Genomic DNA, 12,726 nt, shown 5'->3' with positions numbered 1-12,726 from the left:
GAGCTTGGCTATGGATGCAGGAATCTTAATATTACCAGCCGCTTAATCCAACCCGTTTTCCAGCGTGGCCAGCAGCAGTACCGGCACCTGGGTATGCCGTAGCACCTCGTCGATAACGCTATTGCCAAAAAGCTTACTTATCCAGCCGTGGCCGGGGTCGAGGAGAACCAGCATATCGGCCGACAGCTCCGCCACGGCTTGCTGCAGGCCCGCGGCCGGTGCTTCGCCCACCACCCGGTGCAGGCTGCTGCCGGCCAGGGCCGGCGTCAGGCCACATTCGCGCGCCGCCGTGAGGCCGTGCCGGCCGGCGGTGGGCTCGTCGGGCCGGGCTACGGTGGCGGGCACCACGGTGGCCCCCAGGGCCGCCAGGAGTGGGGTGAGGGCCAAGGCCTGGGGCGTGAGGGTAAAGGACTGGTCGCGCACGGCCAGGGCCAGGCAGCGCGGCGGGCGCAGGGCGGCCGTGGGCAGGTTCTGCGGCACCAGCAGCAGCGGGTAGCCCGTTTCGTGGGCCAGCGGCAGGGCGCGGTTGCTGAGCCATTCGTCCAGCAGGCCGTCGGTGGCCGTGAGGCCGGCGATAACCAGCAGCGGCTGATGCTGGTGCAGGGCTTCCTGCACGGCCTCGTCCCAGACTTGCGCCACGGTGGTGGCGGTGGTGGCTACGGGCATGGCGGCGGCTACTTCTTCCAGCGCGTGGCGCTCCCGTCGCACGTAGCCGGCGTTGGTGGCGCGCATGACCTGGCCTACCCGTGCAGTAGTGGGCGGCGTGGGGTACACGTGCAGCAGGTGCACCTCGGCCCCCAGCGGGGCGGCCAGCACGGCGGCGTAGGCCCGGGCCCGCTCGGCGGCGGGCGAAGAATCGGTGAGAACGAGCAGGGTGGGTTTCATGGCGAAGAAGAGAAGAAAGTGAGAATAGGGGCCTTGGTTACTACTGGCTCAGCGCGGCCCGGATGGTCAGGAACTCGGTCAGGTTGCTTTGGTCGATGACGCCGCGCAGCCGCTGGTTTTCCAGCACGGGAAAAAAGGCATTGGGCAGGCGCAGGGCGCGGGCATACACGGCGGCCAGGCTGTCGCTGATTTCCACCGTATCGAATTCGCGGCTCATTACTTCCGCCACGGCCGTGGTGAGGCGGTGGTCGCGCAGGGCGGCCATGAGCAGGGGCCGGGTGAGCACCCCCACGGCCCGGCCCTGGTCGAGCACAATCAGGTCCTGGTCGGAGCCGGCCAGCAGGGTGTCGGCCGCGTGCTGCACGCTGTCGGACGGGGCCAGGGTGAGGTAGTTGGTTATCATGGCGTGGCCCACGGTATAGTCGCCCAGCAGCTCGCGGTGCTGCACCGACGCGTTTTCGGTATATGCCCCGAAATACACGAAGATGCCGATGAGCACCAGAAACGGATTGTTGAACAAGCCGTAGAACACGAAGCCTACGGCCAGCAGCCGGCCCAGCCCGGCGGCAATGGCGGTAGCCCGGGGCCGGCCCAGGCGCATGGCCAGCAGGGCGCGCAGCACCCGCCCACCATCCATGGGGAAAGCCGGAATGGCGTTGAATGCCACCAGCAGTACGTTCACCCAGAACAGGGCCGTGAGAAAGCCCGGCCCCACGGCATCGTGTCTGAGGCCGATGCCCTCGAAGGCCCCCAGTGGCGCCACGAAGGGGTATAGTATCGCCGCCAACAGCACGTTCACGGCCGGCCCGGCCAAGGCCACCAGCAGCTCCTGCCGGGGCTTTTCGGGTATGCGCTCCAGCGTGGCCAGGCCCCCGATGGGCAGCAGCGTGATAGAGCGCGTGCCGATGCCGAAGCGCCGCGCCATGAGCGAGTGTCCCAGTTCGTGCAGTACCACGCAGGCGAACAGCGCCAGCACAAACCCCACCGACACTAGCACGGCCCCATAGCTGCTGCCCCGCCGCACCTCGCCAAACACGAGGAAGCCGAGCAGCAGCAGGAAGGTCCAGTGCAGGAAGATGCGGATGCCGGCCAGACGACCGATTAGCAAGGAGTTTTTCATAAGCAGAAGTACCAGGAGCGCCGCCCCGGGCAGACAAAAAGCCCACCCGACCGGCCCCAAAGGGACATAGGCAAAAGTCCGTCCCGGTCGCTGACTTCGGCATGACGAGAATTACCCGAACACTTGATTTTCATCAACCCCTGCATGCCTACTCCTTTGAGCAGTACAGCCGGCCACAAAGCAGAAATCCCCGCCTGCCGGTGAGCCGAAAAGCGGGGAGGTGATGCGGCACGGCCGAACTCAGCGGCCGGGCAGGGGCACCGGCTGCAGCTGCGTGTCGAGGCGGTGCAGGCGCACCGCGACCAAGGCCCCGATGAGCAGGGCCGAAAACAGAAAAGTGGGAATGAGCATACAACGGGGAATAAGGGGCGTGCAACGGCCCTGGGTGAAAAACAGGTACTATGCAAGCGTCGGCGCAACCTCTCAGCTCATGGCCGGCAGTCAGTCGGGCTGGTCGGCATCGTCGGCGGGTAGGAGGAGTACCGGCACGGGACAGCCGCGCAACACCTGCGCCGTGACGCTGCGATGAAACAGCCGGCCCAGGAAGCTGCGGGGCCGGGCAATGAGAATCAGCAAATCGGCCTGCGTCTCGGCCACGGCGCGCAGTACCCCGGGAGCCGGAGCGTGGCCGGCATCGTCGTACAGCGCCAGCGGCGCGGCCGTGGGCAGCAGCTTGCGCAGCGGCCCGCCCAGCTGCTCATAGCCACCGGGCCGCACGCCCCCGCTCGCAAGGGTTCGAACGTGCACCACCGAATAGGCCGCCTGCCAGCTCGCCAGCAGCGGGGCCAGGGCCAGGGTGGCGGCACTGAGGGTAAAAAAATCGCCATCGATGGCCACCAGCACGCGGCGCGGCCGGCTGGGGGGCGGGTCGGCTTCGGGCACCAGCAGCAGCGGGTGGTGGGTGGCGCGCAGTACGGGCAGCACGTGGTTGCGCAGCAGGTAGTCGAGCAGGTCCTGCTCGGGGCTCAGGCTCATGGCCAGCAGCAGCGGGTGGTGGCGCTCAATGGCTTCCTGCACGGCATCGGTAATGGGGGCCGCGACTACCGTCGCTTCGGTGGGCGCGGGCAGGCGCTGGGCCAGCGCCTGCAAGGCGTCTTCCGTCTCGGCCTGCATCTGGGGGAAGTAGTGCATCGGCACAGCTGCCAGTCCGGAGGCCAGAATGGGGGGCTGATAGACGTTGACCAGCTCCAGGCGCACGTGTAGCGGTGCGCCCAGTACGGCGGCGTAGCGGGCCGCCTGCTCCGCCGCCTCAGAAAGATTGACCAACACCAAAATGGAAGGATTCATAGCAAAAATTTTAAGTGATAAGCTGTTGCAATCAGTCGCCGGGGCTAGTCGCGGGCCGGTAGTGCCAGCACCGGAATCGGGCTTTGCTCCATGAGCCGGGCCGTGATGCTGCGGTGAAAAAAGCTGCCAATAAGGCTGTGGTGCCGGGCCACTACCACCAGCATATCGGCCTGTTGGCGCACGGCTTCGGCCAGAATTCCGGCCACCAGATCGGGTGCGTGGTGCAGGTGCAGGCGGCTGAGCGGTATGGCCGGTACCACCCCGTTGATGCGGATGGTGTTGAGCACGGCAACGGGGTCGGGCGGGGTGGTGGCGCTTTCGGGTATATAAACCACCTGCAGCGACGCCTGTGGTCCGGCCAGCAGCTGGTGCACCAGCGCCGGGAGTGGGTGCAGGTCCAGGGGCTCGCCGTCCACGGCCAGCAGCAGCCGGCGGGGCGGCAAGCCCTCCGAGGCCGTGGGGGGCACCACCAGCACCGGGCACAGGGCTTGCTCCAGCAGCAGTTGGGCCACGTCGGCTACTATTTCCACGGGCTGCTCGGCCGCGCCGGGCTGGCCCAGCACCAGCAGCTGGCCTTGCTGGGCCCGCACGGTCTGGCCAACGGCCTCAGGAAAAACTTCTTCCGATACCACCAGCTCCGTGGGTACGGGTCGGTTGGTGGTCAGCCGGGCTAGTTCCCGCTGCTTTTGCCGCTTGTTCCACTCGGTGCGCGGGCTGCCTTTTTCGCCGGGGCCGTGCAGGCCATTGTGGCACACGTGCAGCAGCACCACGCGGGCCTGCTGCGCGGCCGCCAGGCTGGTGGTGTAGGCCAGGGCCTCTGGGTATACAGTGAAAAAATCGGTGAGGATAATGAAAGATGCTTCCATGGCAAGTGTTTGGGCAACAGGATAAAAGGCGCTCTAGTCTTCGGCGGGTAGTACCAGCACCGGAACCGGACTGTGCTCCAGCAGCTGGGCCGTGACGCTGCGATGAAACAGGCTGCCGATAAGGCTGTGCTGCCGGGCCACGACCACCAGCAGGTCGGCTTCCTGCCGGGCCGCTTCGGCCAGTATCCCGCTCACTACCGAGCGGTCATACACTTCATATAGCTGGCTGGGGGGCAGCACCTCGGTAAGGTCGTTGTCGGCCACCGTGCGCAGGATGGCTTCGGCCCCCAGGCGCGCGTGGCTGTCGTCGGTTACGCGCACCACGTTCAACGTGCCCTCCGCCAGGCGTAGCAGCTGCCGGAGCACATTCTGATGCCGGAGCAGCACGAACGGTTCGCCGTCCACGGCCAGCAGCAGGCGGCGGGGCGGGAAGGTATCGCCGGCGGGGGGCGGCACCACCAGCAGCGGATAGGGCACGGTAGTGAGCAGGTCCATGGCTGTGCCGGTCACGATTTCCACGGGTGCGTCGGCCGTTTCGGGGCGGCCCAGCACCAGCAGCAGGGGATGGTGGCGGTGCACGGTGGCGCGCACGGCCTCGGTCAGCTCCCGGTCCGACACATCTACCTGGGTGGGCACGGGCTGCGCGTCGGCCAGCGTTTGCAGGACCCGGTCGGTGGCATTGTCGCTGACGGGTGAGTAGGAGCCGTAGTCGATGGGAGCCAGCAGCACGTCGTGGCGGGCGTGCAGCAGCACCAGCTCCGTTTTCATCGACACCGCCAGCCCCGCAGCGTAGGACAGCGCCCGGGCGGTGACGGCGTAAAAATCAGTCAGTACGACAAGGGGGGAAGCCATAGCAGTAGGAGAAAAAAGGGGTGAATTGGAAAACCCGTGGGCGGCCCGGCCAGTCCGGGTGCTAGCGCTAGCGGTGGGTGTCGGTTAGCAGATGAGCAGGGGGATGAGGGCCCTGCTGCCCGGGGCCTGCCGGGGCCAGCACGAGCAGGTGGTTTTTCACGTCGTGGGCTCCGGCCTTGTAGGCTTCGAGGGTGGCCTGCTGGCGCTCGGGCCAGCTGTCCACAGTGCCGGTAAGGGTGGCGTGGCCGTGGCTCACCTGCACGTCAATATCCTGGTCGTGTAGGCTGGCCGACCAGAAGTGGCGCTCCCGGATGCGGCCGGCCAGCGCATAGTCAGAGTCGGGGTCGGGGCTGTCCGGCCGGGCAAGGGCTTCGGGCCGCGCTTCGGCGGGCTCGGCTACCAGGTTGGCCACGGCCAGCACGCCACTGGCCCCTGCGGCCACATCGCCCACCCGCTCGCGCTCAAACGCATGGTCTACCTGCCCGTGCACAGTGGCCTGGCCGTTGCTCACGCTCACGGTAAAAAAGAAGTGCCCCACGTAGGGGTCACGGGCCAGCGCGGCCAGAATGGCCTGGCGAATATCGGCATCAGGCACCAGGCCGCTGGGTCGTACCTTCAGTAGGTTGTGTACTTCGGTCACGCCCACTACGAGGCGGGCGTCGTGCTCGGCTTCCTGGCGGGCGCGCAGGTTGCTCACCGTACCGGCCAGCGTCACAATGCCTTCATGGACCTGCACCAGCGTTTCGGAGCAGCGCACGCGTGGGTTGCGGTGCAGGGCGCCGCGCACGGCCTCCACAACGGCCTCGTCGGCCCGGAGCGCAAACTTCCCGCGCCGCAGCTCGCTGCTCAGCGCCCAGTAGGCCACAAGCAAGTCGCGGGCATCTACGTGGGCGGCTCCGGTCTGGTAGGCTATGGCTATGACGTGGTCCCGCTCCGTGGCCGTGCCCACCGTACCCGACAGGTGCACCACGGACTCGATGGTGCGCACCTGCACTAAGGCGCTGTTCACCCGAATATCCCAGTCGAGCAGCTCCTGAATCTGAATGGTGATTTCCTCGTCAGAATTCACGATTTTGCCCTTTTGAATGGTCAGGCCCTCCGTTATGAGGCTCGTCACGCCCCGCACGCCTTGCACCACGCGCAGCACCAGCTGCTTCTCGGCCCACGACTGCACCATGCCCGTGAGCGTGACCACGCCCCCGGCCACGGCGCACTGCACCTGATAGTCGCCAGTGGCGGGGTCGTCGGCCAGGGTGCCGCACACGTCGCGCTGCAAGTCGGCATCGGGCCGGGTGGGGGTGCGCACGGCCACCGTGCTGGCAACGCCGCGCACGCCGCGCACGGCCAGGGCAATGTCCTCGGCCCGCTGCCGGGCCAGCAGGTTGTCGGTGAAACCAGTCAGCGTTACCAGGCCCTCGTGCGTGGCCACGTCCAGCAAATGCTCGTCCAGGCCTTTTTGGGTGGTAAATAGCCGTTTGATGGCCATGGTAATGTCGGTATCGGCCATGGTTTCGGCGGTGGCTGGTATAATCAGGAGATGAGGCGTAACCATAACTGGTGGAGAGATAATATATTGCAATTCAATGAATTGATAAGCTTTGCGGCTCTTCAGGAGCACCGGCGGCGCATATTTCGGCGCGCGCCGAGTTGCGGGCCATGAGCCTCAGGGTGAGGGCGATGTCCCGGGGTAGTACCTGCAACATCGTCGTTCTGCAAGTAGACGGCAGCGCAGTACTTGCAAGCCCCCACAGCAGTACTCCAGGTATCTGGCAGGTTTTAGCTATGCGCTGGCATCGCGCTGAAAGTCAATTGAAAGCTGGATTGATACAAAAATCAATCAAAAGCGCGGCAAGCCCCATGACAAGAATTGCCGCAGCGCGTGATATTCATCAAATGAAGAGTTAATGAAGCCAATTCGTCCGTTCTATCCCTGCACCAACAGCCAGGCCCCGCCCGCCACAGAACAGGCAAGAAATGGCGGGGCTTCATCAAGGCAAAAGGCCGAGGGCACGCAGTGCCCGGCGGGCGCGTAGCTGTCAGGTTTATAAGCCCAACGCCTGCGCGGCATTGTACGATACCACGTTGTTGAGCTGGGTATAGCGCTCAATCATGGCATCCGTTTTTTGCTTGGTCTGGTTTTTAATCGCCTTGTGGGATTGCCCGTTGAGCACGGCCACCGTCACGAAGGACACGCGTAGCGAGTGCGCCGAGTAGCCCGGCCCCAGCCGCTTTTGCACCAGCTTGTTGAGGGAAATATCAGAAAGTCGCTTTTCCGATGGGGTAGCCAGCCGCCCCGGCGTGGTCCGGGGAATCTTCACGAACAGCGGCCCTGTGGTACGGCCCAGCAAATTGAGCCAGGCCCGCAGGCTGCGCACCGGGCAGAAGTCCATATTGGGCGCGTAGAAAATGGCTTTGTCCTCCACCGCACCGTATTGGTTGGTTTTGCTTTTGGCCAGGTGGACCAGCAAGGCCCGCTCCGTGAATTCCAGCTGCTCAATGTTCAGCCCCACCAGCTCCGAGCGCCGGAAGGCTCCCGCGAAGCCCAGCAGCAGCAGCGCCCGGTCCCGCAGGCCAGCCGCCGTTTCCAGGTCAATTCGGCGAATGGCCTGCTTCAGCTCCTCGACGGTGAAGGCCTGCGCCTGGTCCTGCCGCTTGCCTAAGGTGCGGGCAATGCCTTCCATGACGATGTTGAGCGCATCCAACGTCGCCGGCAGCCGGTAGCCGGCAAGCTGATGGGCTTTGCGGATGGCGGCTAGGTGCCGCTTGATGGTGGCCAGCGCGTGCGGCCCGGTGAGCGGCTGTTGCCCCTTCTTTTTTTTCTGCCGGTCCCCGGCTGCCGGCTCCGCTTTTTCCGTGGCCAGATAGGCCACGTACTCGGTGAGCGTTTCCACGTCGGCTGGCAGCGCCCGCAAACCGTGCTGCTCGCAGAAGGCCACGTAGCTTTTCAGGTCGGACGTGTACGCGCGCTCCGTATTGGCCGCGCCCTGCAGACCGGTTTCGAGAAAGCCCGCGACTTTGGCGGAGGCCCGGGCCAGTTGGGCGCTGACCGACTGGTTGGCGTTGGACGAGGCGACAAGGGAAAGGTCTTCGCTCATGGAATGGATTTCAGGTAGTGCTAAAGCGAGCTGATACGGCTCGCGAATCGATACCTTATATATAGGTGTCAAAAACGGTCGAAAAGCTGTCCTTTTTGTCTGTCAAATATAAGTTATGATAAGTAAACATTATCATAACTTATATTTGCCCAGCCTTATGAATTATTGAAAAGGGTATTGCAAGGAAGGTTAAGCAGTCAGATACGTTTTGGCTTGCATGCCGTGATGCCGTGATATCGGGCTTGTCCGAAAGTGGCCGCCGCGCACTACGCGGCGTTTTGTAAGGCCGGAGCGAGTTGGGCGACTACGGCTCCAGCGCCACCAATCTCAAAACTATGAAAACCTCTTTTTTGCCCGTGCTGGCCATCATCGCCATAGGAGCCGCTGCGGTGGCGGCCTTCGCCACACTGAACCGGCCCTGTTGCCGGTAACTACCTATACGATGGCCACGGCCGGCCCCGCAACGGACCACAGCGGCTACGACCGGCTGCTGAAAAAATACGTCACCGAAAAGGGCCTGGTCAACTACAAAGTCTTTAAGGCCGACGAGAAAGAATTCAACCAATACCTGGCACTGCTGAGCAAAAACCCGCCGGCGGCCAGCTGGAGCAAGAACGAGCAGATGGCGTACTGGATAAACGCCTACAATGCCTACACCATCCGGCTGATTTTGAATTACTACCCCGTCAAGAGCATCAAGGAAATCGGTTCCTCCATTCAAATTCCCTTCGTGACGACGCCCTGGGCCGCGAAGTTTTTAGTATCGGGGGCGAGAAAATGAGCCTTGACAACATCGAGCACGGTACACTGCGCAAGCAGTACGACGACCCGCGCATTCACTTCGCGCTGGTGTGCGCTTCCATGTCCTGCGCCCGGCTGCGCAACGAGCCCTACACCGCCGCCCGCCTCGATGCCCAGCTTGATGCCTAGGGCCATGACTTTCTGAACGACCCGGCTAAAAATAGCATCAGCCCCGGCAAGGCACAGCTCTCCAACTACTTTGGTTGGTACAAGAGCGACTGGACCAGCAACGGCCAGTCGGTGGCCAAGTGGGTAAATCGGTATTCGAAAACCAAAATCGACGAACAGACCCCGGTTACCTTACTGGACTATAACTGGCAGCTCAACGAGCAGTAAACGGCTTAGGCCTTACGGCACCAGCACGTGCAGCGGGCCGGCCAATTCTGCCCGGGCCGGTACCGAGCCGTCGGGGCGGGCCCAGGGCTGTAGCGGCTCCAGCGGCAGGGCCAGCAGGCGCGCCACCGGCATCTGTGCCGCTTCCGGGTAGGCGGGCACACCGATGGTGAGGGCCTGCTGGGGCACGTTCAGGCGCAGGGTGCGGTGCAGCCGGTCCCAAAGCGTGAGCACGACGCCAAAGTTGCTGTCTGTTTCGCGCTGTACCTGCGAGTGGTGGATGCCATGCGTGCGCGGCGTGACCACGACGCGCACCAGCCGCTGCTCCACGGCAAAGGGCAGCCGCCAGTTGCTGTGGTGAAAGGCCGTGCAGGCCTCAAACACGGCTTCGAAGCCCAGCACCGTGGCCGGCCGCACGCCCAGCAGTGCGGGCAGCCCTGCCCGCCAGGGAATGCTGGCCAGCATCTCGCCAAAGTGGAAGCGCCAGCCCGTGGTCAGATCCATGTCCAGGTCGTTGTGGTGCACGCGGTGCAGCCGCCAGAGTAGGGGCGCGTGCAGCAGGCGGTGCCAGGTGTAGCCCAGGTAGTCGAGCAGCAGCACTTCGGCGGCCAGGCGCAGGGGCGCTGGCAGGCGGGCCAGCACCGGCCGGCCGGGGGCCCAGGTTTGGGCCAGGCCCACCATGGCCGGCAGCAGCGTGAGTCGCATGGCGGGCAGGGCGGGCGCGGCCACCAGGGCATTGCGCAGCCACCGCTCGGGCCGGGGCCGGGTGCGGCGGCGCAGGGGGTGGCGGGTTTCGAGCAGCAGCAGGCCCAGGGCGGCTACGGCCAGCGCCGGGCCGGCCCAGCGGTCGAAACGGCGCAACAAGGGAGCGGAAAAGGGAAGTAGCGCCACGGCAACAGGGGGTAAGTGAGCGAAAAACAGGAGCAGCAATGAGTGGTAATACTGCGTTGGTATCGGCGGGGTTGCCCGGTGCGTCTGCATGTGGGAGGGCATATCGGGCAGCCATTCGGCAGCGTTGTGCCGGAATACTGCATTCGGGGCGTGTGGCTTGCTTGGCCGGTGCTCCCGAAGCCCAATCGGCCAAGAAGCTTGAGTCAATTCTTCTGATTTTAAACGGTGTAGAGACGCATTTCTGCGTCTCTACACCGTTTAAACGATATTCTCCGCTAATTTAAACAGCTTCTAAGGCCACCTTTTTCCTGTCCTGCATCCGGCTTCCCGGCGCGGAAAGTACAGGCTGAAGAAAACGTCCTATCGTGTTTGAGAACGGCGTTAGTCCCCTGCCGACGGGCTGGCAGCACCGGCCAGCTGCTCCAGGGCAGCTTTAAATTCCGGCGTGTTGTACCGGGCCATACCATCGTAGCGGGCGGCAACCTGCCCATCGGGCCCGAGGATAATGGTGGACGGGATAGAGCTGGAATCGAACGGCGCGGGCAGCGGGCGGTTATTGGGAGGGAAATAGACCGGAAAGGTGTAGCCCCGCCGCTTGAGCAGGGCCTTCGCCTTCGCTGGGTTCTCATCAAGTGAAATCAGAACAAAGGCAACCTTTCTCGGGTCCATCTTTTTATATAGTGCTTCAATGCCTGGCAGCTCGACTACGCAGGGTAGGCACCAGCTGGCCCATAGGTTTACGAACACCACTTTGCCTTCCAGGTCGCTCAGGTTCACGGCCAGGCCGTCGAGCGTGACCAAGGGCAGGTTGTGGGGGTAGTTTGCGTGCTTGGTGAGTGCCACCGGCATGGCAGAAGTAGCCCGGGCGGGTGTCTCGGCCTGCCAGCGGCCGGTAGCCAGCTGGCTGTGCTGCCCGCCGCTGCGCCCCATGGGATGCAGGCCGGTAAGCGGCGCGAGCACCAGCAGGGCCAGGGGAAGCCACGACCGGCGCCTTTTACAATTCAACATCTGCAGTTTCTAAAAAAGATTATTGAAGCTGTTTAGAAAGTCCCCGAACGGTGATGCAGCGCGCAGCGCTGCATCACCGTTCGCCTCGTCAGGCCCGTTCAACGATGCGAGCAAGATGCTTCGCTGCGCTCTGCATCACCGTTTGAGTACCTTTTGTGACTTTCTAAACAACTCCATTGACAAAAGGAGCGTCGACCCGCCCCGAGCCCGTTTGCAGACGGGTGGTCGGAAATAGGAAAAAATCCTTGCAATTGGAATACCTTTTATTTGCCCGGCCCGGCAACACCCCGCACCGGGCGGGCGTACTCGGGGTAGAACCATTGGGCTGAAATGCCTCTGGCCCTCCCTTTTGATGACCAAATGTGGGAAATCGACCGATGATTGCCCCCTCCTTTCAGCTTAGTACTTAACACATGCCATCTGCCGTCCCCACCCCTGTGCTTTTACCCCGTGTTCCGGCGGGTTATGGGGCCGGGGACATCGCGGTGGCAACGGTCAGCATCATCATTCCGACTTACAACGAAGCCCCCGGTATCGGGGCGCTGCTGGTCTGTCTGCGCCAGGCCACGGTCGATGAGCCGGACCTGGAAATCATTGTGGTCGACGGGGGCAGCACCGACGACACCCGGGGGCTGGCCCGGCGGGCGGGCGCGGCCGTGGTGCGCAGCCCGCGCAAGGGCCGCGCCGCCCAGCTCAACTACGGCGCCAGCCATGCCAGCGGCGACATCCTTTATTTCCTGCATGCCGACTCTTACCCCCCGCCCGGCTTCGTAGCCGACTTGCGGCGGGCCCGGCGACAGGGCTACGGCAGCGGCTGCTACCGCCTGGCTTTCGACCACGGGCACTGGTTCCTGCGCTTCAGCGCCTGGTGCACGCGCCTACCCCTGCTGCTGGTGCGCTTCGGCGACCAAAGCCTGTTCGTGCAGCGCGAGCTGTTCGCGCAGATAAGCGGCTTTCGCGAGGACCTGCTACTGATGGAGGACCAGGAAATTGTGCAGCGACTGCAGGCGCACGGGCCGTTTCAAATAATGCCGCGCGCCGTTATCACCTCCGCCCGCAAGTACCTCGATAACGGGGTGTATCGCCTGCAGGCGGCCTTTACCCTGCTGGCTGGGCTCTACTGGCTGGGGGTATCGCAGGCGCGGCTGGTAGGACTCTACCAGCGGCTTATTCGGCAGGACAAGCTGTAGGCTATGATGGCAGGTGGCCGCAGCGACAGAGCACAGCCGCTTAAACACCAGTAGTTGGGATAAGCCGGCTGTGCTGCTATCGAGCTGCTGCCAGATGCTTTACTCAAATAAACAACTACTCCGAACGTCGAACAAACGATGCCTCATAGCATGTAAATAATGTCCGAAGCAGCCGTTGGGTAGGCGAAAATGAGTTGCTTCACCTCATTGGCCGGCAGCTTGGCGTGCATGGCCAGCATGAACAGGTTGATGACTTCCTCGGCGTTGGGGCTCAACAGGTGGGCACCCAGAATCTGGTCGGTATCCTCGTCTACCAGCAGCTTGTAGGCCGAAACGGGCGTGCTCAGCCGGCGGGAAGTAAACCAGCCGGTGGTCACGTCGGTCTTCACCCGGAATTT

At 63.8% G+C, this 12,726-nt stretch carries 12 protein-coding genes and 1 pseudogene; 3 read left to right on the top strand and 10 right to left on the bottom strand.

Annotated features, from left to right (window positions below; all coding sequences use genetic code 11):
* Window positions 1-42: 42 nt before the first annotated feature.
* The 7 genes from KQ661_RS20765 to KQ661_RS20735 all read right to left on the bottom strand — a co-directional run bounded on the left by KQ661_RS20765 (window position 43) and on the right by KQ661_RS20735 (window position 8,105).
* Entirely contained in the window at window positions 43-885 is an 843-nt protein-coding gene (locus KQ661_RS20765; RefSeq protein ID WP_216690914.1) for a universal stress protein, read from the bottom strand.
* 40 nt (window positions 886-925) lie between these two features.
* Entirely contained in the window at window positions 926-2,005 is a 1,080-nt protein-coding gene (locus tag KQ661_RS20760) for a site-2 protease family protein (RefSeq protein WP_216728032.1), read from the bottom strand.
* Window positions 2,006-2,446: 441 nt separating this feature from the next.
* Window positions 2,447-3,292: a universal stress protein gene (locus tag KQ661_RS20755; protein ID WP_216728031.1), complete on the bottom strand. Its 846-nt coding sequence runs from the start codon at window positions 3,290-3,292 to the stop codon at window positions 2,447-2,449.
* Between the two features lie 44 nt (window positions 3,293-3,336).
* Complete coding sequence (locus KQ661_RS20750; RefSeq protein WP_216728030.1) at window positions 3,337-4,158, bottom strand: universal stress protein; 822 nt, start codon at window positions 4,156-4,158, stop codon at window positions 3,337-3,339.
* A 33-nt stretch (window positions 4,159-4,191) separates the two neighbouring features.
* Window positions 4,192-5,010, bottom strand: a complete 819-nt coding sequence (locus tag KQ661_RS20745; RefSeq protein WP_216728029.1) for a universal stress protein — start codon at window positions 5,008-5,010, stop codon at window positions 4,192-4,194.
* Between the two features lie 67 nt (window positions 5,011-5,077).
* A complete protein-coding gene (locus KQ661_RS20740) occupies window positions 5,078-6,562 on the bottom strand; it encodes a BON domain-containing protein (RefSeq protein ID WP_216728028.1) in 1,485 nt (494 codons plus the stop codon).
* 490 nt (window positions 6,563-7,052) lie between these two features.
* On the bottom strand, window positions 7,053-8,105 hold the full coding sequence (locus KQ661_RS20735; RefSeq protein ID WP_216690920.1) for a tyrosine-type recombinase/integrase: 1,053 nt from the start codon (window positions 8,103-8,105) through the stop codon (window positions 7,053-7,055).
* Between the two features lie 442 nt (window positions 8,106-8,547).
* On the opposite strand from KQ661_RS20735, the gene KQ661_RS22965 reads away from it, so the two are divergent.
* Both KQ661_RS22965 and KQ661_RS22960 read left to right on the top strand, forming a co-directional pair.
* Entirely contained in the window at window positions 8,548-8,886 is a 339-nt protein-coding gene (locus KQ661_RS22965) for a DUF547 domain-containing protein (RefSeq protein WP_317196162.1), read from the top strand.
* Window positions 8,883-9,035: a DUF547 domain-containing protein gene (locus KQ661_RS22960; RefSeq protein WP_317196161.1), complete on the top strand. Its 153-nt coding sequence runs from the start codon at window positions 8,883-8,885 to the stop codon at window positions 9,033-9,035. The genes KQ661_RS22965 and KQ661_RS22960 overlap by 4 nt, the downstream gene beginning before the upstream one ends.
* A gap of 219 nt (window positions 9,036-9,254) precedes the next feature.
* Here the strand turns inward: KQ661_RS22960 and KQ661_RS20725 are convergent, their stop codons facing one another.
* Entirely contained in the window at window positions 9,255-10,103 is an 849-nt protein-coding gene (locus tag KQ661_RS20725) for a sterol desaturase family protein (protein WP_216728027.1), read from the bottom strand.
* A 408-nt stretch (window positions 10,104-10,511) separates the two neighbouring features.
* The gene (locus KQ661_RS20720; RefSeq protein WP_235727351.1) at window positions 10,512-11,138 is read right to left on the bottom strand and encodes a TlpA family protein disulfide reductase; all 627 of its coding nucleotides are present in this window, start codon (window positions 11,136-11,138) and stop codon (window positions 10,512-10,514) included.
* 413 nt (window positions 11,139-11,551) lie between these two features.
* Between KQ661_RS20720 and KQ661_RS20715 the strand changes: the two genes are divergently transcribed.
* On the top strand, window positions 11,552-12,328 hold the full coding sequence (locus tag KQ661_RS20715; protein ID WP_216728026.1) for a TIGR04283 family arsenosugar biosynthesis glycosyltransferase: 777 nt from the start codon (window positions 11,552-11,554) through the stop codon (window positions 12,326-12,328).
* A gap of 143 nt (window positions 12,329-12,471) precedes the next feature.
* Here KQ661_RS20715 and KQ661_RS20710 read toward each other — a convergent pair.
* Window positions 12,472-12,726, bottom strand: a pseudogene (locus KQ661_RS20710) (dihydrolipoyl dehydrogenase family protein); the annotation flags it as partial.

The sequence above is a fragment of the Hymenobacter siberiensis genome (assembly GCF_018967845.1).
Taxonomy (GTDB): domain Bacteria; phylum Bacteroidota; class Bacteroidia; order Cytophagales; family Hymenobacteraceae; genus Hymenobacter; species Hymenobacter siberiensis.
Note: the sequence above shows the minus strand (reverse complement) of the source record. Positions and strands in the feature narration are given on the sequence as shown.